This window comes from Paenibacillus agri, assembly GCF_013359945.1.
Taxonomy (GTDB): Bacteria; Bacillota; Bacilli; order Paenibacillales; family Paenibacillaceae; genus Paenibacillus_AQ; species Paenibacillus_AQ agri.
The window spans coordinates 52,681-75,206 of record NZ_JABWCS010000197.1 but is presented as its reverse complement, the minus strand read 5'-3'; the positions used below and the strand labels follow the sequence as shown (position 1 = coordinate 75,206).

The 22,526-nt window shown below is 45.9% G+C and carries 17 protein-coding genes; 14 read left to right on the top strand and 3 right to left on the bottom strand.

The genetic code is table 11. The features are described from left to right. Positions 1 to 111 precede the first annotated feature (111 nt). Entirely contained in the window at positions 112 to 1,740 is a 1,629-nt protein-coding gene (locus HPT30_RS07160) for an extracellular solute-binding protein (RefSeq protein WP_175370734.1), read from the bottom strand. Positions 1,741 to 1,879: 139 nt separating this feature from the next. On the opposite strand from HPT30_RS07160, the gene HPT30_RS07155 reads away from it, so the two are divergent. Next, the gene (locus HPT30_RS07155) at positions 1,880 to 2,227 is read left to right on the top strand and encodes a winged helix-turn-helix transcriptional regulator (protein WP_281364468.1); all 348 of its coding nucleotides are present in this window, start codon (positions 1,880 to 1,882) and stop codon (positions 2,225 to 2,227) included. Positions 2,228 to 2,234: 7 nt separating this feature from the next. Here the strand turns inward: HPT30_RS07155 and HPT30_RS07150 are convergent, their stop codons facing one another. Beyond that, positions 2,235 to 3,719 carry a hypothetical protein gene (locus tag HPT30_RS07150; protein ID WP_175370733.1) on the bottom strand — a complete coding sequence of 495 codons (1,485 nt, stop codon included), beginning with the start codon at positions 3,717 to 3,719 and terminating at the stop codon, positions 2,235 to 2,237. 563 nt (positions 3,720 to 4,282) lie between these two features. On the opposite strand from HPT30_RS07150, the gene HPT30_RS07145 reads away from it, so the two are divergent. The 9 genes from HPT30_RS07145 (at position 4,283) to solA (ending at position 16,658) form a co-directional block, all read left to right on the top strand. Next, positions 4,283 to 5,557 carry a Zn-dependent hydrolase gene (locus HPT30_RS07145; RefSeq protein ID WP_175370747.1) on the top strand — a complete coding sequence of 425 codons (1,275 nt, stop codon included), beginning with the start codon at positions 4,283 to 4,285 and terminating at the stop codon, positions 5,555 to 5,557. A 14-nt stretch (positions 5,558 to 5,571) separates the two neighbouring features. Further along, positions 5,572 to 6,885 carry an amidohydrolase family protein gene (locus HPT30_RS07140; protein WP_175370732.1) on the top strand — a complete coding sequence of 438 codons (1,314 nt, stop codon included), beginning with the start codon at positions 5,572 to 5,574 and terminating at the stop codon, positions 6,883 to 6,885. 61 nt (positions 6,886 to 6,946) lie between these two features. After that, complete coding sequence (locus HPT30_RS07135) at positions 6,947 to 7,591, top strand: HutD/Ves family protein (protein ID WP_175370731.1); 645 nt, start codon at positions 6,947 to 6,949, stop codon at positions 7,589 to 7,591. A 385-nt stretch (positions 7,592 to 7,976) separates the two neighbouring features. Then, entirely contained in the window at positions 7,977 to 9,308 is a 1,332-nt protein-coding gene (locus HPT30_RS07130) for an MFS transporter (protein WP_175370730.1), read from the top strand. A gap of 97 nt (positions 9,309 to 9,405) precedes the next feature. Next, positions 9,406 to 10,965 (top strand): histidine ammonia-lyase, encoded by a 1,560-nt coding sequence (hutH, locus tag HPT30_RS07125; protein WP_175370729.1) that lies wholly within the window; start codon positions 9,406 to 9,408, stop codon positions 10,963 to 10,965. Positions 10,966 to 11,045: 80 nt separating this feature from the next. Next, the gene (locus HPT30_RS07120) at positions 11,046 to 12,239 is read left to right on the top strand and encodes a helix-turn-helix domain-containing protein (RefSeq protein WP_175370728.1); all 1,194 of its coding nucleotides are present in this window, start codon (positions 11,046 to 11,048) and stop codon (positions 12,237 to 12,239) included. Between the two features lie 195 nt (positions 12,240 to 12,434). Beyond that, on the top strand, positions 12,435 to 14,099 hold the full coding sequence (gene hutU, locus HPT30_RS07115; RefSeq protein ID WP_175370727.1) for a urocanate hydratase: 1,665 nt from the start codon (positions 12,435 to 12,437) through the stop codon (positions 14,097 to 14,099). A 90-nt stretch (positions 14,100 to 14,189) separates the two neighbouring features. Further along, positions 14,190 to 15,473 (top strand): imidazolonepropionase, encoded by a 1,284-nt coding sequence (hutI, locus tag HPT30_RS07110; RefSeq protein WP_175370726.1) that lies wholly within the window; start codon positions 14,190 to 14,192, stop codon positions 15,471 to 15,473. 39 nt (positions 15,474 to 15,512) lie between these two features. Next, the gene (gene solA, locus HPT30_RS07105; RefSeq protein WP_175370725.1) at positions 15,513 to 16,658 is read left to right on the top strand and encodes an N-methyl-L-tryptophan oxidase; all 1,146 of its coding nucleotides are present in this window, start codon (positions 15,513 to 15,515) and stop codon (positions 16,656 to 16,658) included. 488 nt (positions 16,659 to 17,146) lie between these two features. Here the strand turns inward: solA and HPT30_RS07100 are convergent, their stop codons facing one another. Further along, positions 17,147 to 18,037 (bottom strand): NmrA/HSCARG family protein, encoded by an 891-nt coding sequence (locus HPT30_RS07100; protein WP_175370724.1) that lies wholly within the window; start codon positions 18,035 to 18,037, stop codon positions 17,147 to 17,149. Between the two features lie 175 nt (positions 18,038 to 18,212). Between HPT30_RS07100 and HPT30_RS07095 the strand changes: the two genes are divergently transcribed. From HPT30_RS07095 to HPT30_RS07080, 4 genes are all read left to right on the top strand, one after another. Then, positions 18,213 to 18,584 carry a winged helix-turn-helix transcriptional regulator gene (locus HPT30_RS07095; RefSeq protein ID WP_066365119.1) on the top strand — a complete coding sequence of 124 codons (372 nt, stop codon included), beginning with the start codon at positions 18,213 to 18,215 and terminating at the stop codon, positions 18,582 to 18,584. A gap of 74 nt (positions 18,585 to 18,658) precedes the next feature. Further along, positions 18,659 to 19,585 (top strand): helix-turn-helix transcriptional regulator, encoded by a 927-nt coding sequence (locus HPT30_RS07090; protein ID WP_246316970.1) that lies wholly within the window; start codon positions 18,659 to 18,661, stop codon positions 19,583 to 19,585. A gap of 95 nt (positions 19,586 to 19,680) precedes the next feature. Continuing rightward, positions 19,681 to 21,552, top strand: coding sequence for a class I mannose-6-phosphate isomerase (locus HPT30_RS07085; RefSeq protein WP_175370723.1), 1,872 nt, complete (start codon positions 19,681 to 19,683; stop codon positions 21,550 to 21,552). Then, positions 21,552 to 22,520 (top strand): ROK family protein, encoded by a 969-nt coding sequence (locus HPT30_RS07080; RefSeq protein WP_175370722.1) that lies wholly within the window; start codon positions 21,552 to 21,554, stop codon positions 22,518 to 22,520. Before HPT30_RS07085 ends, HPT30_RS07080 begins: the two co-directional genes overlap by 1 nt. Positions 22,521 to 22,526: the final 6 nt, after the last annotated feature.

Sequence of the window (22,526 nt, the reverse complement as noted above, 5' to 3'; positions counted from 1 at the left end):
TATCCAACAACCGGAAGTGCCATTAAGTAGAGTGTTTTGTTGCGAGAAAAGTCCAAAGTGAAGCGCGATTTTTTGATTGAAGGAGCGGTTCTTTTTCGCACTTTATTGGACTTACCTTTGTTTAAATCGATCAAATGCCGACTGTTGAATTTCAATAGCCCGTTTAATGTTTAATCGCTCCAATTGCTTCACAAGATTATCATAAGCATCCAGACTTTCTGTTCCGAGTATGATTTTTAAAGAAATTTCATCTACAAGCGTGTTGATATCATTAATAATACGAGCGTATTCGCTCGAATCTGCTTCGGATATGGTCATAGGAGGCAGCACATGCTGCAAATTATCGGTCTTCCAGACATCATAATTGTGGTCCTCATTCGTAACCGCTAGATTATCGATTAATTCTCTTGATTCAATATAAGGTCCAGGATTTACCGTATGGGTGTAAATGCTGAGAGCCTCCAAGTAGGATAAATTATCGGGATTATGAGTAATAAGCTCGGTTAATTCTGGCTTACCGTCATTCAAATTATAAGATAATCCTTCCTTCCCATAGTTGAACAGCAGATAGCCTTCTTCTCCATAAGCGTAATCCAGTACTTGAACGGCCAGAACGGGATTAGTACTAGTCGCGGCGATAGCTGCAGAAGCCTCTGCGCCGTAAGGCCATGCAAACTGGCCAAACTTAGGCTTGTCTCCTTTGTTCAGAACAGGATACGGTGCGAATGTAAAGACGGCATCAGCATTTGTCGCGGTCAAGGCTTGTTCCCACCGGTCTATTGCAGCACCGGAAGCTACTGTTGCGCCAGCATCAGATGAGGTCATATGAGCGTCCAGCGCTTTGCGGTCGGTTTGCGTGAAATTCGGGTCGATCAGTCCCTCTGCATACCATTGCCGAATCGTACTCAGAAATTGTTTGTATCCTGGCTCAAGAGGTCCGTATCGCACTAGCCCATCATCTTCTACATAGAAATCGCGAATGACACCAAAGGCTCCAATAAAGGCGCCGTCGAGAAAGCCTTGCAGTGGATGTGTCTGGCTACCAAGCGCTAGAGGAAGAGTTGATCCTTTATGAGATTTGAATGCGGTAAGGACAGTATGCCAATCCTCAATGGTTTGAGGTACCTGCAAGCCCAGCTCGGTCAACCAATCTTTGCGCAGCACGGGACCTGACCACTGCTGTGTCATACCTCCTTCTTTAAGAAACGGGAAGACATAATAATCGCCGTTGTCGGTTTTAATTAATTTATCCAGCTCGGGATGCTCTTGCAAATACTTTTTTAAATTTGGGGCGTGTTGATCGATCAGATCATTCAGCCTCAAAATATAGCCTTCACTAAGCGCCTTTTCAGGACCACCAGGCAGACCGTTTAGCCAGTTGTATTCAATAATATCCGGTAAATTTCCAGAGGCGAGCATCGTACTAAACGATTCTTTCGCCTGGGATGCGGATATTTCGGAAAATTTCAAGTTGACACCTATACGTTTTTGCCATTCCTCATAGAAGGGAACCTCATAAATGCTAGCATTCAACGTAGAAGGGGACAACAGCCAATAACTAAGCGTTTGATCCGTTTGAAGCGGGTAGGTACTTGCCATGTTATTCGCATTCTGTGCGGAGGCTGATGGCTCCTGTGATACAGCGGGCTCAGGACTAGAGCCAGTATTTGAACAGGCATTAATTAGAAGTACAGGCAGCAAGGCTATGATCATCAATAGGTAAGAAGCTGGTTTTTTCATTGTCATATAGTTTCCTTTCGGATAGAATTGAGTTATCAGGGGTGAAAAATCGGGATTGGAATATAAAAAAAGTATGCTTTAAATCGCTTCATTGACGATAATGGCTGTGAAAATAAATTTAAAGAAATGAGGGCTCGTGATGATGCCATTTCAAAAAGTACAATTCAGAGACAAGGCATTTACCTGCACCTCCGAGGTGACGCTTGAATTAATTAGTGGGAAATGGAAGGTGCTAATACTTAGCTATCTTTCCAAAAAGGTTTGCCGATTTAATGAACTACAGAAGCTCATGCCTGAAACAACGCAAAAGATGCTGACCTTACAGCTTCGAGAATTGGAAAAGGATGGACTAATCATTCGCAAGGTCTATGCAGTCGCGCCGCCTAAAGTCGAATACCTGCTCTCGGATCTTGGAGAAAGACTGGTGCCGATGCTTAAGCAGCTGTGTAACTTCGGGGCCGACTACTTGGACAGATTAGAAGCTTGATTGTAAATCACCCCTCAATCACGAACTTGGCACCAAACTGCTTGCCAAGTGTGTTTACCGTTGTCTGGATATCTCCCCAACCGGTCTGATCTGCCGCAATTATATTTTCCGGATAGAGCTTACCCAGCAGCATCCATTGCAGAAGGGAATTTTGCTTTGTCTGAATGGTATAAATGCCGGTAGCAGCTGTGACCAGGTTCGGTAGAGCCAGCAGGTGCTGAGCTTCAACAGACTGAATCGCTGCTTCAGGGCTACCGTCAGTTATAGGCGACAGCTGTTCACCAGCTACTGTTCCTGGTGAACGATACAAATAGCGATGTCCCCGCGCAGCTTGCCCCAGATCAACCTCAAATGCTCCTGAATCAGTATTGAGTTTTAGACGAAGCTGACACTTTCGTGTGGCTTGCACCCCCATCTCATGATCGGCAAGACCTTGCTCTAATCCAACAATGATGAGCTGAGCTTTGTTGGTGTCAAGTAACCGATTGTCGGAACCGACACTCGTCAGCGTTGTATCCAGCAGATTGGAACGGGCAGAATAGTAATCATCCAGTTCATATTCGAAAGCTATTGCTTCAGGTTCTGGTTCATTTCCTATTTTGACTGTCCATACCGGATGCCAGCGCAGTAAGGAACGAGGGAAATCAGTCGCGGCAATCGGCAGTCCAATTCCAGCGGGAAGCACCGTTCCTAAGCGGTATTGGAAGCCATACCCAACTTCCAAAATCGATGTACGAAGAGTGCACTGGGCAAACTGGACGATGACTCGATGCGATATGCCGCCAGTCAGCAGCTCGACTAGAAATTGTCGACGGTGCTGCTCCAGGAAGCGTAAGCCTTTGACCCGTTCTATGTCTTTCAAATCGAAGGGAACCTCCTGCCAATTGGAGAAAGGTAGAAGCGCATCTCTGAGGAGAATGATTTGGTGCAAAAATTCATTGTAGAGCTGCATAACGATCGGACTGCCGCTGGGCCCCATTAGTAATTGAGCCACAGCTGGTGTCCACAAATGCTGTTCACAGCGACTGCGAAGCTCGAGATGGCCAAGTGCTTTTTGGCCGAATTGTCTGATCGCAACGTCGTGCAAAGCATCCTCTCTTAGCCAATTCGTAATCGTATTCCCAATTTGCTGTGCTTGAACGGTGATCTCACTGCGTGTATCATCCTCGGCCATTTTGACGACGGACAAGGGTAAAGTGGCTTCCCTTCCTGAAAGCGCGAGACTCGCCTCGACATTATTAAGCAAAGCTTCGAGATGATCCGCAGCACCAAGACGTACTCGAACCGCTGCCAGCAGGATTCCGATATCGCGTACAATAGCTCGCGCTCTACTTATCCCCGAGGACACTTCCCACTCCCAATCCGCTCCTTCTTTGGAAAGGGTACATTTTGCCGCTGTGTCAGCCGAGGCCCACTCACATTCCGCATCAAACGAGAGTTTCTCTCCCCACGTCAGAGTCTGATTCTCCCAAGAAAGTTGATATTCTGTCATCTCCACACCTTCTCTTCCTCCATTTTCTTTTTCATTATAGAGACGCATGCAGGGGTTGAATAGAACGCACTTTTTTGTATGGAGGATACCATTTTGATGGTTAGGCACAAAAATGATACGACATAAATTACCAAATTTTATAACTATGTTCTATGTTGAAGCACGTCGATAGATTTCCTTGTGGAGCCTCTAAAAACATGAAAACCCGCGAAAGACCCTTAATTTCACAAGGCTTTTCGCGGGTCCTGCTCGAAGCCGTATCTGTTCTCCCGAACAGGCTGAAAAAGGACATTTCCGGGTGTGCCGGCAGACTTTTGTCTGCAGACGGTCGTACAGGCGCTCGTACCGCCAAACGTCAAAAAGCCAGCTGACTCGACAAATCGTTCACAGCGAACCTCTCCTGCGATGGGGAGCAAGATTGTGCTAAATGTAAGCAATATATCGCATTGTCTGTATAAGGCTACATAATTACTATAGGTATATGAATGCAATCCGTGTTATTCGCCGATGTGGCGTCAATCTTGTAAGTACGATCATGAAGAATAGAGAAAACGTTGTTGAGGATGGTGTATTTCGTGGAACTAAAGCAACTTCGGATAAACTCGAAACGATTAGAGGAAAGTATTCACGAATTAGCCGAATTTGGTCTAAATGAAAATGGAGGCATGGATCGTACTACGTTCACCCCAGATGAATTGGCAGCAAGGGACTGGCTGAAAGACCAGCTTGAACAATTGGCGCTGGAGCTGAGAGTCGATCAAGCGGCAAATATTTGGGCGAAGCGTCCCGGTACGGATAACTCGCTGCCTGCAATTGCCTTTGGTTCCCATATTGATACGGTTCCGAACGGCGGAAAATATGATGGGGCGCTTGGTGTATTGATCGCGCTTGAAGTGATGAAACTGCTGCGTGAGCACGACATTGTAACGAGACACCCGTTAGCGCTTGTTTCATTTAGCGCCGAGGAACCAAACCCGTTTGGATTATCGACGTTCGGTAGCAGGGCTGTTACTCATAAGCTCACGAAAGAACATATTGTCGGTGTAACAAATCATGATGGCTATTTATTGACAGAGGCATTGCGGAGTGCTGGAGGCGATCCTGATCGTTTCGAAGAGGCTGTTTTGAAATCTGGAGATTTATGCGCGTTTATAGAGGTGCACATCGAACAGGGGAAGCGGCTCTTAAACCAGGCGATTCCAGTCGGCGTCGTAACGGCCATTACCGGCATTTACCGGGAGGAGATCGTTGTTGAAGGAGAAGCCAATCATGCGGGAACAACACTGATGGAAGATCGGAACGACGCTCTGACTGCAGCAGCGGAAATCGTCCTTGCTTTGGAAGAGGTGTGCATCATCCATCCCGCCAAAGAAGTCGTCGGAACCGTTGGGAGAATGATTGTGAGTCCCAATGCCGCCAATATTATCCCAGAGAAAGTCACGTTTATTGTAGAAATCCGCGGCAAAAAACGGGAAGAGATTCGTGAGGTTATCGAGGCGTGGGAGAAGCGGATTCAGTGTACGGCACTTAAGCGCTCCGCACAAGTGAAACGCAAAATTGTGCTGGACCAAGATCCGGCCCCTATGGATGAAGAAGTCATTAAAGTCTGTCAGGAGCAGTCGAGAGAGCTAGGTTATGCCTATGATTTGCTCGGAAGCATGGCTGGCCATGATGCCACTCATATGGCGTCCATTACGAGAAGCGGCATGCTGTTTGTCCCAAGCATTGGTGGTAAAAGCCATTGTCCGGATGAAGAAAGCCGTATGGAAGATATCGAAAAGGTATCAAACGTAATGCTACACGCAATTCTGGAATTAGACCAACGCTTAGACAGATAAAGGAGATGAACTTTATGCCTCAATTATACAAAGCTGATTCTATCTATTATCAAGAGAAGTTCCAGAAGAACCTGGCCATTTTGGTTGAGGACGGCATTATTAAGGAAATAGGGCAGCGGGAAGCGTTAGAGCATAAATATGCTGGCATCGAGGAGGTGGATTTGAGCGGTAAGGCTATCCTTCCGGGCACTGTTAACGCTCATAACCATTCTTTTCAAAGTCTGTTAAGAGGCATAGCTGTCGACCGCCCGTTTCTGGAGTGGCGGGATCAGGCTCTTTATAAGTACACGCCTTTATTGGATGAAGAAGCGATTTATACCGGTGCGTTATTTGCTTTCGGGGAAATGTTGAAGTACGGTGTTACAACGGTTAGCGACTTTTTTTATGTGCATAATGGAGGGACGGAGACCGGTGAGGCAATCATTCAGGCTGCGCAAGATTTAGGAATTCGCCTTGTGTTTGCCAGAACAATGTACGATTGGGATGGCGCGCCTGTAAGCTATCAAGAAACCGTGCAAGATGCAGTGCAAAGGACAAGGAAGATGGCGATTAAATACCAAGGAAATCCGATGGTGACGGTTCACCCCGCGCCTCACAGCCCTCACGGGGCTTCTCCGGAAATGATCAAGGCTGGGCACCGGTTGGCCCAGGAGCTAGATACGCCGTTTCATATTCATGTTGCCGAAGAAATGTTTGAAGTGAAAGAAACACTGGAGAAATATAACCTAAGACCTGTACATTATTTGAACGATCTTGGCGTTGTCGATGAGAGAATGATCGCGATCCATCTGGTCTGGCTGGATGACTCGGAAATCAAGCTGCTTGGGGATCGAAGAGCAACCTTGGCTTACTGTCCTTCAAGCAATATGTTTCTATCAGACGGGGTAACGAGAATTCCCGATCTGCTGGATGCGGGTGTCCGTATCACGCTAGGGTCTGACGGCGCGTGCAGCAATAATCGGATCAGCGTTTTTGAAGAAATGAGAATGTGCTCTTTATTACAAAAAGTTTCCCGATTGGACGGATCCTGCATTAACGCGAAACAAGTATTCGAGATGGGGACCAAAGTAGGCGGGGAACTGCTACGCTTGCCTGTAGGCGTCATTCAAGAGGGATATCAGGCCGATTTTGTAGCTCTGGATTTAGGCGATTTATCTTTATCTCCAAAAACAGAACTATTTGCGAATGTCGTTTACTCGCTACAACCAAACGCGATTAGTGATGTTGTGGTGAATGGGAAATTTATCGTCCAAAACAGAACTCTACAAACTGTTTCAGAAAAATCAATTGTCGATAAAATAGATCGATTATTTGAGAAATGGCAATAAGACTCAACAGAAAGACACCTCATGGGTGTCTTTTTATCTATAGAAAGAAATGAGGTGGTGCATGATGAGTTATTCCATCAAAATCATTCGAAAAGATGACCCTAAAACAACGGAGTGGTCAGGCGGATCAACGACCCAACTGGCTATTTATCCGGAAAACGCGGAGTATGAGCGAAGAAACTTCAGATGGAGAATCAGTAAGGCAACTATGAAAGCCGAAAACTCTCTTTTTACGAATCTCCCGGGCTATTGGAGACTGCTTATGGCTACAGATGGTGAATTTACTCTAGAACATCTGGGCATGCATAGGGCTGCACTCCAACCATTCGAGCAAGACAGTTTTAGCGGTGATTGGACGACAAATTGTTTTGGCAAAGGTGATGATCTCAATGTTATGCTTGCTCCTGGGTGCAAAGGAGAGTTAAAGGCAGTAATGATCGTTGATTACGTTGATGAAATACTTGGATACAATAACGATAATCGCGATACAGAAACTTACGAATGTGTGTACGTTAATGATGGTGATGTTAAATTATCCATAGATGGGCAAGTTTTAACTCATTTAAACCAAGGCGATTTGCTTATTTATAAAAATCAAAAAGTAGAGCATCAAGTAAAGTTCTCCTATATAAATCTCAATCGTCACATATCCAAAGAGGTAAATGTAATTAGAATTACGATTCACCAAGAAATAAATGAAGAATGATTTCATCGAGAACAAGATACTTATGCATCTACTTTTGAATGAAGTTCAGTTTTTCCAGGACCTAGCGGCGATCTTCCGCTAGGTTTTTTTTATATGCAATTGGGGATGTTGATAAAAAACGAACAAATCGGCTGGTTCAAAATTGGAAAGCAAAATCGTGCTACTGTTTAACAATATTGTTTAGTTGCATCTATTCATTTTGATGATATTCTTACGTTAATAAAACTAACACAAATGCTTTTTATTAATGAATTTGTTGATTTACTGTTAAGTTAACTGACATAATGAGAGGAGCGTATGGACTCTTAGCTTTGATGGAATTGTTGAAAAAGATGGATCAAGCAATACATTTTTAAAAACGATTTTCATAAATGGGGGTTACTATATGTCGGTACAACTATCCATGAAACCTTATACGATCGATGATGCTCCGCTCAATAAGTTTCATCTGAAAATTACCGCACTTACTTTTGGAGCAAATTTTTCTGATGGGTATGCTCTTGGTATCATAGGAATGGCTCTGAGTTTAATTGGCCCTCAAATGAACCTTAGCCCCATCTGGAGTGGATTAATAGGGAGTTCAGCGTTGATCGGAATCTTTTTCGGGAGTTTGCTCCTCGGAGGATTATCCGATCGTATAGGCAGGCAGAAAATCTTCCTTGCTAATTTCGTAGTCATTGCTATAGCCTCTTTCTTACAATTCTTCGTTCAAGATCCTATGACTCTGTTCATCCTGCGTATATTAATTGGTGTTGCTTTGGGTGGCGATTACGCGATTGGGTCGACGCTGCTTGCTGAGTTCGCACCTAGAAAGAATCGAGGCTTTCTGCTTTCTTTCTTATGTGTCATGTGGACCGTCGGTTATGTAGTCTCCAACCTTGTCGGTTATTATTTACTTAAGACCGGTCCTGATTCCTGGCGGTGGATGCTAGCCAGTGCGGCTATCCCGGCAGTAATCGTTCTTCTGATGCGGATCGGCACACCTGAATCCCCTAGATGGCTCATTAGCAAGGGGCGTGTGGAGGAAGCAAGGGGAATTGTGAAGAAGTATATCGGTTCCCAAGCGGAGCTTGATGAAACGCGTTTGGATCATAGCGCCAAAACGTACCGTTTTCAAGACCTCTTCGGAAAACAGCTTTGGAAACGTACGGCATTTGGCTCTCTCTTTTATGTCTGTCAGGTCATTCCTTATTTCGCAATTTATACGTTCCTACCGGATATATTAGCTAGAATGGGATTTGAAGAGACATTTCTTATGGACACGTTCTTAAATTTATTCCTGCTTGTTGGTTCGATTGCCGGTCTATGGTTTACTGAGAAATATTCACGCAGAAGTTTTACGATTAACACGTTTATTGTCCTTACAATCTCTTTGCTTGTGCTTACTCTTTTACCTGCTGGTTCACACATCGCGGCTATTACGATATTTTGTTTATTTACCGTTGTCATGGCAGCTGCTTCAAATCTTACCTTAATATATCCAGCTGAGCTCTATCCTACTGAAATTCGGGGATCTGGTGTTGGAGTTGTTACTGCAGTAAGCCGAGTCGGTTCAGCAGTTGGAACCTTTCTGTTGCCCGTAACCGTTAGTTCCATGGGACTAACCCCTTCCATGATTGGGATGACAATAGTTCTGTTGATTGGTACGATTGTTTCCATTGCCTGGGCTCCGGAGACGAAATCGCTTGCTCTTGACGATACTATTCATTATCACTAGAAAACATTGACAAGAGATGTTGTCCTACATCGCATGTATGAATAATTAATCGACAACTATTGCATAGTATGTATTTGTTTGAAAAGGAGATGTCATCATGAAAACTGCTTCTGCTCCCACTCATCCTAAAGACATAAATCAAGTAATTCTTGGTGATCAACCTGTCTCTATTGCCGAATTTGTCGCCGTAGCCCGTTACGGGGCAAAGGTATCATTTTCGCCGGGTTATTGCGATCGCGTTAATCATTCCAGAAGTCTTATCGAGAAGTTTTTAAATGAAAACCGCATCATTTATGGCGTAACGACCGGCTTCGGGAGTAATGTGACCGAGATCATCTCAACCGAAGATGCCGAAGTTCTGCAGCGTAATATCGTTAGATCCCATGCAGTTTCAGTAGGCGATCCACTGGAGAAAGAAGTTGTCAGAGCGATTCAACTGATGATGCTCATTCATTTGGGGCGTGGCTATTCCGCCGTCCGATTGGAACTGCTAGAGCTTATAGCATCCCTCTTAAATCAAGGAGTCACGCCATTTGCTCCAGGCGATGGATCCGTCGGTTATCTTGCCCCGGAAGCACATATGGCGTTAGTGCTAATTGGGGAAGGGAGAGCTTGGCACAAGGAGGAACTCCTTCCAGGCAGAGAGGCGCTTGAACGAGCAGGGTTAACCCCTGTCACATTAAGCTGTAAAGAAGGGCTGGCGCTGACCAACGGATCGTCATCCGTCACAGCCATGGCCGTATTAACCCTATTTAATGCCATTCAAGCGACGAAAACAGCTGATATTGCCGGCGCAATGTCATTCGAAGCTTTAAAAGGTACGATTCATGCCTTCGATCCAAGGCTCCATGCCTTAAAACAACATGAGGAGCAGGCCAAGACGGCGCAAACTTTATTACGAATCCTTAAAGACAGTGAGATTGCCGAAACGTATAAAAACTATCGAGTGCAGGATGCTTTAAGCTTAAGATGCATTCCTCAGGTTCATGGAGCTTCTAAAAGAAATTTGAAGGATGCTGCTTACACCATTAATAATGAGCTCAACTCTGTAAGTGATAATCCTGTTATTATTCCCGAGGAAGACGGCGGGATTGCCTTAATGGGGGGCAATTTTGACGGTACCTATGTCGGCATCCAGGCAGATATCATGTGTATAGCCATGGGTAATTTGGGGAAAATAGCCGAGAGACGAATCGATCGATTAGTAAATTTTCACCTGAGTGAGATGCCTAGTTATTTAGTGAGAAATCCGGGATTGAACAATGGGTATATGATTCCTCAATATACAGCTGTGGGGCTGCTCGGGGAAATCAGGATTCTTTCTCATCCGGCCTCCGTAGAAAATGTTCCCACAAGCGCCAGTCAAGAAGATGTTGTCAGTTTCGCGTATACTGCCTCGAGGAAAGCCTATCAGATTTCAAAGAAGCTGTCGTATATTTTGGCGATTGAATTAATGACGGCTGTACAAGCTCTTGATTTTCATCGACCGATGAAATCCTCTCCGGTCATTGAGCAAGTGTATAACCTGATACGGGCTCAAGTGCCTACGGTAGAGGAAGATCGATTTTTCTATCCAGATATTGTAACCATCTATCAGCAAATTCACGAGGGAGATATCGTCAAGGTTGTTGAAGACATGATCGGTGAGATGGAATAAACCAACATGGAAGCAGTTTTCTCTGAAATTCAGGAGCAAAATGGCTTCCTTTTTTTAAGATAGGGGAGGTTGATTAGGCAATGAAATTGGATACGGAGCAAGCATCCTTTTCGCAACTTCTCATTTCTGGGACATTAATCCATGAAGCAGATTTTGAAGCCATGCGTGAGCGGCTTGGTATCAAAGCGCGGCCTCAAGTCGTTATTGTTTTGTCCATAGACCGTTATTTGGATTTGGCTTTAGACAAGCCATTGGAATGGAGTATTAAGATTGGGCAGGTACTGGTGGAAGCCGTTTTTGAAAGTATCACCCTGCCATTCCTGTGGCTATGGGTAGGAGAAGGCGTGCTAGCCGTATTATTGGAACTCCAATCGGTTCAATCTGTAGAACCGTCCTATAAGCAGATTACGTATGGCATGGTTCGGAAAATTCAAAACTTCGTAGATACGAAGGGCTTTTCCGTTTCAGCCGGGATAGGTAGCTATTACGAAGATCCTTATAAACTTCATCTTTCCTATTTCGAGGCAAAAGAATCATTAATCAACCGCTTCTTTCAAGGAAACCGGATGATTTTTCAATATGAAGGACAAAGGAGTATTCAGGAAGAACGCGCAAAGCCGGTGACCCATGAAGAGAAAATCGAATTGCTGTCACGTGTCCGCATCGGTGATGAAGAAGGATCGATTGCTTATTTGGTCGAGTTATTAGAAAGTCTCTCCGGGTCATATAAGCATAATATTGATCTATTTAAATCGGAAGCCTATGATCTAATCCTTTCTTTATCAAGAATGGTTGTCGACTTAGGCGGTAATGCTTCTGAAATTTTATCTGAAAATGCGAGAATGCTTCAAGACTTATATAGTACCATTCGATACGACAAATTTGTGATGAAGATGTGCGCATATTGGAGGAAGCTAGCCAAGCAAGTATCGGACGATCATGCTTTAGAGGTTTCCCCTATTGTACGATCTGCCATTGTATATATTAGAGAGCATCATCAGGACAAAATGTTATTAAAAGAAATTGCCCAGCATTGTTACTTAAGTCCCCATTATTTTGCTCATTTATTCAAAAAGGAAGCGGGTGAAAGCTTTGTCAACTTTCTAAATAAAGTTCGTATTGAGAAGGCGGTTTATATGTTAGAGAAAACGGGATTGACCATGCAAGAGATTGCCGAGCGAGTCGGTTTCCAGGATGCGAACTATTTTGCAAGGAAATTTAAAATGATCATGGGATGCAGCCCGACGGACTATCGTTTATCAGCCCAGTGCTAGTGTTTTTGGCATAATCACTTTAAACCAACCCTGCTTAGGGGTTGGCTTTTAAGCGTTTTTATCAGAGTATTCCGTTCCTGGTTACAGCGTAATATCGTGCTATCTTTCCGCAAATTCGACTAGATTCAGAGACCGATTTTTTTATTATGATAGAGTCATAGAACCGAACAACGTAAGATAGAGGAGTGACTATCCATGGAACAAACTATTAAACGTACCATTAGAGCAGCACACGGAACAAAGCTAACGGCAAAAGGCTGGGAGCAGGAAGCTGTCCTGCGTATGTTAATGAACAATCTGGACCCAGACGTAGCAGAACGTCCGGAGGATCTCGTTGTCTACGGTGGAATCGGGAAAGCTGCACGGAATTGGGAGTCTTATGACAAGATCGTAGAATGCTTAACGAATCTGGAAGCGGATGAAACACTGCTTGTACAATCCGGGAAACCGGTTGGTGTATTCAAAACGCATTCGCACGCGCCGCGGGTTCTTATCTCTAACTCGGTTATTGTTCCTGCCTATGCCAATTGGGAGACGTTCCATGAGCTTGATAAACAGGGACTTATGATGTACGGTCAAATGACAGCTGGCAGCTGGATTTATATCGGAACGCAAGGCATTTTACAAGGAACGTATGAGACCTTCGCTGAGGCAGCCAGGCAGCATTCGGGAGGCACTTTAAGAGGTACTCTGACATTAACGGCTGGACTTGGCGGTATGGGCGGCGCTCAACCGCTCGCTGTAACGATGAACGATGGTGTAGTTATCGGAGTAGACGTAGATCCGACTCGTATTCAACGAAGAATTGACACTCGTTATTGCGACGTTATGGTTTACGATCTGGATGAAGCATTGAAGCTTGCCGGCGAAGCGAAAGCTGAGGGGAAAGCACTCGCTATCGGGTTAGTAGGAAACGCTGCAGAGGTGTTCGCGGAATTTGTAAAACGGGGAATTGTACCGGATTTCGTTACCGATCAAACCTCGGCTCACGATCCGCTTAACGGCTATGTGCCGGTCGGCTATTCATTGGAAGCTGCAGCTGACTTGCGTAAAAACGATCCGACACAGTATGTGAAGCTTTCCAAAAAGTCGATGGCCGCCCATGTGCAGGCAATGCTTGATCTTCAAAAGCTTGGGTCCATTGTATTTGATTACGGCAATAACATCCGTCAAGTAGCGCTTGATGAAGGGGTTAAGGATGCCTTTAATTTTCCTGGATTTGTTCCGGCTTACATTCGTCCGCTCTTCTGCGAGGGGAAGGGACCGTTTCGTTGGGCGGCATTGTCTGGTAATCCAGAAGATATTTATAAAACGGATGAACTTGCTTTAAAATTATTCCCGGAAAATGCGGGTCTGCGTAAATGGATCGAAATGGCCAGAGAGAAAGTCGCATTTCAAGGTTTGCCTGCTCGTATTTGCTGGTTGGGTTACGGAGAACGGGCTAAGATGGGACTGGCTATCAACGAAATGGTGCGAACTGGAGAATTATCCGCGCCGATCGTGATCGGTCGTGATCACCTGGATTGCGGTTCTGTGGCTTCGCCTAACCGTGAAACAGAGTCTATGAAGGATGGCAGTGATGTAGTTGGCGACTGGGCGATCTTGAATGCACTTGTGAATACAGCATCCGGTGCGAGCTGGGTTTCTGTCCATCATGGCGGCGGCGTAGGTATGGGTTACTCCTTGCACGCAGGTATGGTTGTCGTCGCGGACGGTTCTAAAGAAGCGGAGGAAAGATTGCTACGTGTCTTAAACACGGACCCTGGGATGGGCGTCATCCGTCACGCTGATGCGGGTTATGACATTGCCATTAAAACGGCGAAAGAACGTGGCGTTCGCGTACCGATGATGGGTATTTAATCCCTACTGAATCTTACTGAATCTATAAAAGAATGATGATAACTTTCAGCAAGCCCGATCGGGCTTGCTTTATTTCGAGGGGGAGAAACGATGGAGAGCAATCGGATTGACCTGTTGATTTATAATATAGGTACGCTGATTACCATGCAAGGATCTCAGGAACCACGCCGAGGCGGTGAAATGTCAAAGGTTGCGTCAGTTCGAAGGGGAGCTGTGGCTATCGCGGATGGTATCATAGTTGCTGCCGGAACGGAAGAAGATGTTTTGGCTCAAATCGGTGAACTGCCGGTAACGTCTAAGCATAATGCTGAGGGGAAGCTTGTTACACCAGGACTTATTGACCCTCATACGCATTTGGTTCACGGCGGCTCGCGGGAGAATGAATTAGCCTTAAAGCTGAAAGGCGCTTCTTATTTAGAAATTTTAGCACAAGGCGGCGGGATTCTCAGCACAGTCCGTTTAACCCGTCAGGCTTCGGAAGATGAGTTATATGTGAAGGCTAAAAAAAGCTTGGATACGATGCTTTCTTATGGGGTTACCACAGCGGAAGCCAAGAGCGGATATGGTCTGACTCTGGATGATGAGCTTAAGCAACTCAGGGTCACCCGCAAACTCAATCAGGAACATCCGGTTGATTTGGTGTCTACGTTCATGGGGGCTCATATGGTGCCGGAAGAATATAAGGGCCGGTCACAAGGATTCGTTCAGCTTATTATTGAAGAAATGCTTCCCGAAGTGAAGCGTCAGGGACTTGCTGAATTTTGCGATGTGTTTTGTGAGCACGGCGTATTCTCCGTAGAAGAATCGGAGCAAATCCTGTTGGCGGCAAAAGCGATGGGCTTCGGATTGAAGATTCATGCGGACGAAATCGAGCCAATAGGCGGCGCGCAGCTAGCCGGTAAACTGGGTTGCATATCTGCTGAACATTTGATTGCCGCATCAGATGAAGGACTAGAGGCGATGCAACGGTCTGGCGTCATTGCTGTCTGTCTGCCAGCTACCTCCTTTAATTTAAGGCTGAAGCATCACGCCCGTGCGCGTAGGATGATTGAAATAGGACTCCCTGTAGCATTGTCCACGGATTATAATCCGGGAAGTTCTCCAACGGAATCTATACAGCTTGTCATGACACTGGGCTGTCTGAACTTAGGGATGTCGCCAGAGGAGGTTCTGACGGCAGTGACGATTAATGCGGCTCATGCTATCGGAAAAGGTGATAAAATAGGCAGTTTGGAAGTCGGCAAACAGGCCGATTTGGTTATTTTCAATGCGGGAAACTTAGCTTATCTGCCTTATCACTTTGGGATCAACCATGTTCATTCCGTATTCAAGCAAGGAAAAATGGTAGTATTAGATGGCAATCGTATTCATTAAAGGTGAACGCAGACTTGAGGCTGAGGAAGTGATGAAAGGATGAGCTATGACGTAATCATTGTAGGTGCCGGTTCGATGGGTATGGCTGCAGGCTATTATTTGACACTTGCAGGGAAAAGAGTTTTGCTATTGGATTCATTTAATCCTCCGCACGATCGTGGAGCTCATCACGGTGATACCCGTATCATCCGGCATGCCTATGGAGAAGGGGGGATATACGTCCCGTTAGCCCTCAGAGCCCAAAAGCTTTGGCTGGATCTGGAGCGTGAGTCGGGTAGAAAACTGTTCTACCAAACCGGAGTGCTGAATGTAGGCACTCGTAATTCTATTTTTTTACAACAAGTTGTTTCTAGTTCGGAAGACTATTCACTACCGCTACAAAAAGTGGATTCCAATAAAATTCATACGATATGGCCGGGGATTTCGCTTCCGGAGGACTACATGGGCTGCTTCGAATCAGAATCAGGTGTACTTAAGAGTGAGGAATGTATTCGTGCATATCGGGAGCAGTTGGAGCTCCATCAAGTTAACATCGTAACGAATGCATCTGTACAGGAGTTGTCTATTGATTCAGCCGGGGTGACGGTTCACACCGCCGATGAAAGTTATCAAGGTCGCGCTCTGATTGTTACGGCAGGGGCTTGGTCTTCTAAGCTGCTTTCTCTAATGAATATTCATCCTCCGCTTGTAACGAAAAGAAAAACGTTTGCCTGGTTTGAAGCAGATGACTTTTTATTCGGGGAGGAACGATTTCCGGCGTTTACGTTTGAGACCTCATTGGGACATTATTACGGTTTTCCCAGCATGGGAGGAGCGGGTCTTAAGGTAGGACGTCACGATGGGGGACTTCGGATTAATCCGGATGAAGCTATTCCGGAGTTTGGGGCACTTCAGGAGGATGAAGAAGACTTAAGATTGTTCTTAAGCCGGTTTATGCCTCTTTCCAATATGAAATTGCTTAAAGGAAAAACCTGCACGTATACTCTCACACCCGATGAACATTTCATTATCGATGCACATCCAGTGTATCCGCATATCACTTTTGCTGCTGGATTTTCCGGACACGGATTTAAATTCAGCAGCGTAGTCGGCGAAATTTTATGCCAGCTTATTACGACTGGAAGAAGCAAGCATGACATTTCATTATTTTCAATGAATCGCTTCAAGACCGGTGATTTGTCTTAGCTTAGAGGGATGAGAATATGCAACAATCGCTTTTAAGCATGAAAAGATCGCATCATGGCGGTTGCTTGTTTAATTGGCTTTTTAGAGGTAAGGAACCTTTTTCAACTGAATTGAGGCCAATACGCTACAACCAACTACACCTTACGGTGATCGAACAAACTTATTCAAGAATCGAATTCTTTATGCCTGCTGATGAATCTCCACGACGCGTGTTTGCTGCATTGGGTTGTGCTGTTGATTGATCATGAAGAAGCTCACAATAAAGCCTGCATCATGTTGGTGGAGCCTAAATGAGCTTTAAGTACTTAAGTAATTCAGGGTTGAGTGAGCAAACATCATAATCATTAAATTTGGGCGAGCATGAACCAAAAAAGCGCAAGTAACAGGGGTGAAATGCCCCTGTTACTTGCTTTTTTCAATACTAGTGAAACAGGCACTGTCTCATACAGTTGGAAGTTACTTATGAGCCAGTCTCTTGATTAACAATCTCATGAACGCTCAGGAAGAAACAATGCCTCAAACTTTGCTTTTCCTTGCTTTTCCACCCAGGTATTGAAATCCGTAAGTTCCGGGTATGTCTTGCGTACAGCAGAAATATCGACCTCGTGGCCTTCTTCGTTTAACCATTGGAACACGCCGGCCAAGATTTCATTATGCTGGCGCAACGTTTCCAGCGGAATTTGAACGTAAGGAATGGTACGGTTAGTTATACGGCCTATAGCATCGGCAATCTGCAAGGGTGTTAAATTGTCGCCGGCAATTTCAACAGTTTTGCCCAAATAGTCGTCTGGAGATCTAAGTGCTAACACAACGAAAGCGCCGATGTCGTCCACAGCTACGAGTGGGATCACTCCATCTGGCTTGAAGGGTTGTGCGATCGTCCCGTTCTGCACGCCGGCGGACATCGGGTCTGCGAAGTTCTCCATGAAGGTGGCGGGACGCAATATGGTAGCCGGCAAATCGAGTGAAAGAATGTGCTGCTCGATATCCCATTTCTGCATGTCACGATATCGGGATTGCGCATCTGCACCGCCAACAGATGTATAAACGAAGTGCTGGATGTTCGCCTTTAGGGCAGCGTCCGCTACAGCCTTCCCAATACGTCTTTCATCGTCGTTGGATTCGAGAGTAGGGGTCCAGCCCGACGCCTGAACACTGAATACGCCATAAATCCCCTGCATAGCGGCATCGAGCGAAGCAAGATCGTTCATGTCACCGAGAAAAAGCTCGGCTCCCCATTGGGACAGTTGCAGGGCCTTATCGCTTGATAAATCGCGGACAAATGCACGAACCTTCCAGCCATCGGCGAGTAAATGCCTAACAGCCGCACCTCCTTGTTGTCCGGTTGCTCCCAAAACCAATATCTTTTTATCACTCATATCCTAATGCTCCTCTCTAAACTGTATAAGACTATCTCTGTTTAAACTAGACCATGGCAGTTAAATAAGCCCTGTTGTTATCTTAGAATATTAACTTTATAATTTAAAGGAGACACATTATTTATATATAACTTCAAAAAGTAGACTACCTATATTTTAGTTAGGAGTGATTTCTGTGGATGTACGTAAAGGGGACGAGCTATGCCTCATCTCTATTCGTGAAGCTTTGGAGGTTGTGCGCGGAAAATGGTCTTTTTTGGTGCTTTCCTTACTAAGTCTGGGGCCGCAACGATTTAATCAAATGCGAAGAAATTTAGATAACATCAGCATCAAGTCTTTAACGGATGTCCTGCGTCATTTGGAGCAGTATAAGGTCATCAATCGCGAAGTGTTTCCTACTGTACCTGTAACCGTTGAGTATTCGCTAACGGATAAAGGGCGGGAGTATATCCCCGTGCTTGGGCAAATGCGTAAATGGGGTGAAAACTGGGGGGAACATCCGCAGCTCGTTGATGGCCGCGAGTATCGTTGTTGCACAAATAGGTGAGAGCCGTGAAATGGTTAGCTTGTCTTTCATAAAGAAGGCAGTATACAATGGGAGCGAACAAAGGAGGGATGAACATGTCGATCCAATCCAGCTTCCGAAGGGCCAATGACATATGCAACCGGCATGCTACAAAAATTCAAGGGACTGGCCTTTCTATAACTATTTTATATTGGGGATTCATGCCGGCTCATTTCGATAATTCCCTCCACCGCCATTCTTTTTTTGAAGCTTGTTATGTGATGGATGGAGAGGGGAGCTATTATGAACACGACCGGGAGTATGATCTAGTAAAAGGAACGGCGTTTCTATCGAAACCTGGCGTATGGCACCAGATTCGAAGCACTTCCGGATTAACATTATGCTATGTTGCATTTGAAATAGATGCATCGCTAACAGAGCCGTTGTATCTCGAAGCGTATCGACAGCTAGCTGAAAGAGGAAACAGCGTTGTTAGCGGGGCCGACTTCTCTTCTACAGGATATTTGTGGCAGGCGTTAATCGCGTTGTGTGCAAGTTCAGTCTCAACAATCCCGCTATCCCTGGAAAAGGTTGCGCATTCGCTGCTGTTGTCCTTCCCGGATTTGCATGGCCTGACACTTACCGCGGGTGAAAGTGTTCAACAGCCGATTTCTCCAGGGCATGCTTTATTTAGCCAAGCCAAGCGTTTCATCGACGATAACTTAAGCAATGAGCTTACGCTTGCAACCGTCGCGAGTCATCTGCATATCTCTTCCCGGCATTTGACCCGCTTATTTCAGGAGCATCTCAGTCAGTCCTTCGTACATTATATTCAGGAGCGCCGGATGCAGCATGCAGCACAGCTTCTGCTGAATGATTACATACCCATTAAGGACATTGCGTTACAATGCGGCTTTCAGTCCGTGCATTACTTTACCCGTGTTTTTACCCGTGCGCTTGGTGTATCCCCTGCCAAATTTCGCCGTTCGCAATTCTCCGAAGGTCGCTCCGGCAAAAATCATTACCCTCCGAACATGTCCTGATTGTACAAAAATAGTGCCCTTTCCTTTAAAGACGCTGTCCCCAACAATTTATACAATGTGAACATGCATTGATTACGAGTTGGGAGGCAGCAGCAATGGAAGTAAGCAAAGTTCGATCCTTTAATTCGGTTCCGGTTAATCCTGTAAGGCTGCAAAGTCATGAGGAAGTGCAGTCCGATATCGGGACGGGCTATGAGGCATGGCTTCGGCTAATAGAGGACCATTTTAACCAACACAATTCCAAAACATATCATTTAGCCGTTGACGGTACCCATGGCGCGGCATTTACGACGATCCTTGAGCAACTGCAAACGTTATGTAGCCAAGAGAACATTGCATATATTGAACTGGATAGTACGCGGTATATGAAAAGCAGCGCAGAGCTCTTAACGGCGTTTGACCGTTATTTGACGGATAACCGCGCTTTTGGATTTATTGCTTCAGATATCGATTATAAAGATTACTTCAGAGCGCAGGCGCAAGCAGATTGGCAGAATGACGTTGCGAAAAAGCTTCATCCATCCTTGGAATCCTTAGAGGGGGATGGTTCACGTACGATAATTATTACGTATGGACCAGGCGCAGGCTACCTCTCTTCGGATGCCTCACTATCTATATTTTGTGACATTTCACGAGAGAACCAACAACGCCTTCACCGGCAAGGAATGGGTTCGCTGCAACTCGGGCAATGTGTAGATTCAGTAGAGACGTATAAACAAGCATTGTTCCTGGAATGGCCGGTATGGGAGCAATACCGTAAGCGCTATCTGAATGATTTTGACTATTACATGGATATGAATGATCCTGATCAGCCGACGTTTCTTACGCTTCCGCTGCTGCGTGCTCTCATGCAAGCCGCCGCACAGCAGCCGATTCGTGTGAAGCCTTTCTTTGCTCCGGGCATTTGGGGCGGGCAGTATTTGAAGAAGCTTTGTCAATTGCCAGAGGAGTGGGATAACTGCGCCTGGAGCTTTGAGCCGATCGCACCGGAAAATACGCTGCTGATTGAAGCCTACGGTCATACGCTGGAGCTACCGTTCCCGCTGCTGTTGTCTGCTCATCCAGAGCAAATTATGGGGGAGCGGAATGTTCAGCTATTCGGAGATTATTTCCCGATCCGCTTTGATTATCTGGATACGATTGGGGGCGACAATCTATCTCTACAGGTTCATCCCCGCCAATCCTATATAGAGGAAATCTTCAATGAGAGGATGACCCAGCAGGAGTCCTATTACATCATGGAGCAAGAGGAAGGAACAACTCCCTTTGTAGCCCTTGGTTTTACCGAAGGAACAACCGGAGAACAGTTGCTGGAAGCAGTGGATAACGCTCATGCCTCGCGAGAGCCGCTAGAAGTAGGGCGGTATGTCAACGTGCTGGATGCTCAAAAAGGCGATTTGTTCCTTATTCCACCTGGAGCCGTTCATTACGCGGGCAGAGGCAACCTCGTGCTGGAAATCTCATCTACCACCTGGTGGTTTACCTTCAAGATTTACGACCACTTGCGTCTGGACAAAGATGGCTTGCCGCGGCCTATTAACCGCGACCATGCAAGCCGCAATATGAATGACAGCTTCAGTACGCCTTATGTTCATAAGCATCTGGTGCCATCTCCTGTCATTACTCGCGTACAGGGCAGTAGTAGCGAAGAATTGCTGGGAGAGCGTGAAGACTTGCTGTTCCAGGTCAAAAGATTAAAGCTGAATGGCGAATGGCATGGCGATACGAACGGTCAATTTCTCATGTTCAATCTGGTCGAAGGCAATCGTGTTCGTCTTACGCCGCTGAATAATGAAGAAACCGCTGTGGAATGGGGATATGCGGAGTCCTACATCGTTCCCGCCGCAGTGGGGGAATTCCGGATTGAATCCATAGGTGACACAACATGCAGCTTAATCGTTGCTCAGGTCTCTCCAGATTGGCATACTCCGCTGCTGCCTCATCACTGGCAGGGTGGTGAAGCGTAATGGAGCCTGGGGTCTTACTGCAGACCGGCTTAATGACGACCATTGCAATCGATGCTGGAGGAACGTATTTGAAAGCGGGTGTCCTTAAGAATGGCATTCTTCTGCCTGAGCTTTCTTTCATTCGGCCATCACATTCAAATGGAACCCCGGAACAGATCGTCGGCGGTCTGGCAGATCTTATTCTGGAACTGTCAACCGCCTATAGAGCGCAGCAAGGTATCGAAGAACATCCGGCCGGATTTGTAATCGGACTTGCCTTTCCGGGACCTTTCGAATATGAGTCAGGTATTTCACGTATTCGTGGGCTCAATAAATATGAATCCATTTACGGCCTTAATTTGCAAGCACTGCTGCGGGATGAATTAACCCGGCGTGCGGAGCTTAATTCATCAATGCCATGGTTGTCCGAGCTGGCTGCGGCCCCTATCCGACTGGGCAATGATGCCGTGCTGTTCTCCCTTGGCGTCAGCAGATTGTTCCCGGAGGACAAAATGCTATGTCTGACGCTGGGAACGGGGCTTGGATCTACCTTTATTGAGAAGCGGAAAGTGGTCACCGGCAGATCAGGCGTACCGGCCACGGGCATGTTGTATGAAGAGAAATTTGACGGCGAACGAATCGATGATGTATTCGGCAGCAGAGGGATTTTGTCGCTGGGTGATAGCCTCCAGGTTCGTTCAAGCGATGATAGTGTACAGAATCTGGCTGTTGCTGCCCAATCAGGTGATCCCTCCGCCATTCAGGTATGGAAAATATACGGCCAGCGGCTTGGTCACATGCTTCGTCCTTATGTAGCTGCCTTTCAGCCCGACAAGCTTGTTCTTGGCGGACAAATTGCCAAAAGCCGAGACTTATTTGCAGACAGCTTGCTGAGCGCACTGAAGCCGGAGCAGGCAGAGCTTTATTATGAGAACGATGTGCTGGGGCAAGTGTTCTATGGCATACATCAACTATTTCACCATTCATAACATAAA

Coding starts and splice junctions, on each gene's coding strand:
- HPT30_RS07160 (WP_175370734.1), bottom strand. CDS start 1,740: ATGAAAAAACCAGCTTCTTACCTATTGATGATCATAGCCTTGCTGCCT.
- HPT30_RS07155 (WP_281364468.1), top strand. CDS start 1,880: ATGATGCCATTTCAAAAAGTACAATTCAGAGACAAGGCATTTACCTGC.
- HPT30_RS07150 (WP_175370733.1), bottom strand. CDS start 3,719: ATGACAGAATATCAACTTTCTTGGGAGAATCAGACTCTGACGTGGGGA.
- HPT30_RS07145 (WP_175370747.1), top strand. CDS start 4,283: ATGGTGTATTTCGTGGAACTAAAGCAACTTCGGATAAACTCGAAACGA.
- HPT30_RS07140 (WP_175370732.1), top strand. CDS start 5,572: ATGCCTCAATTATACAAAGCTGATTCTATCTATTATCAAGAGAAGTTC.
- HPT30_RS07135 (WP_175370731.1), top strand. CDS start 6,947: ATGATGAGTTATTCCATCAAAATCATTCGAAAAGATGACCCTAAAACA.
- HPT30_RS07130 (WP_175370730.1), top strand. CDS start 7,977: ATGTCGGTACAACTATCCATGAAACCTTATACGATCGATGATGCTCCG.
- hutH (WP_175370729.1), top strand. CDS start 9,406: ATGAAAACTGCTTCTGCTCCCACTCATCCTAAAGACATAAATCAAGTA.
- HPT30_RS07120 (WP_175370728.1), top strand. CDS start 11,046: ATGAAATTGGATACGGAGCAAGCATCCTTTTCGCAACTTCTCATTTCT.
- hutU (WP_175370727.1), top strand. CDS start 12,435: ATGGAACAAACTATTAAACGTACCATTAGAGCAGCACACGGAACAAAG.
- hutI (WP_175370726.1), top strand. CDS start 14,190: ATGGAGAGCAATCGGATTGACCTGTTGATTTATAATATAGGTACGCTG.
- solA (WP_175370725.1), top strand. CDS start 15,513: ATGAGCTATGACGTAATCATTGTAGGTGCCGGTTCGATGGGTATGGCT.
- HPT30_RS07100 (WP_175370724.1), bottom strand. CDS start 18,037: ATGAGTGATAAAAAGATATTGGTTTTGGGAGCAACCGGACAACAAGGA.
- HPT30_RS07090 (WP_246316970.1), top strand. CDS start 18,659: ATGTCGATCCAATCCAGCTTCCGAAGGGCCAATGACATATGCAACCGG.
- HPT30_RS07085 (WP_175370723.1), top strand. CDS start 19,681: ATGGAAGTAAGCAAAGTTCGATCCTTTAATTCGGTTCCGGTTAATCCT.
- HPT30_RS07080 (WP_175370722.1), top strand. CDS start 21,552: ATGGAGCCTGGGGTCTTACTGCAGACCGGCTTAATGACGACCATTGCA.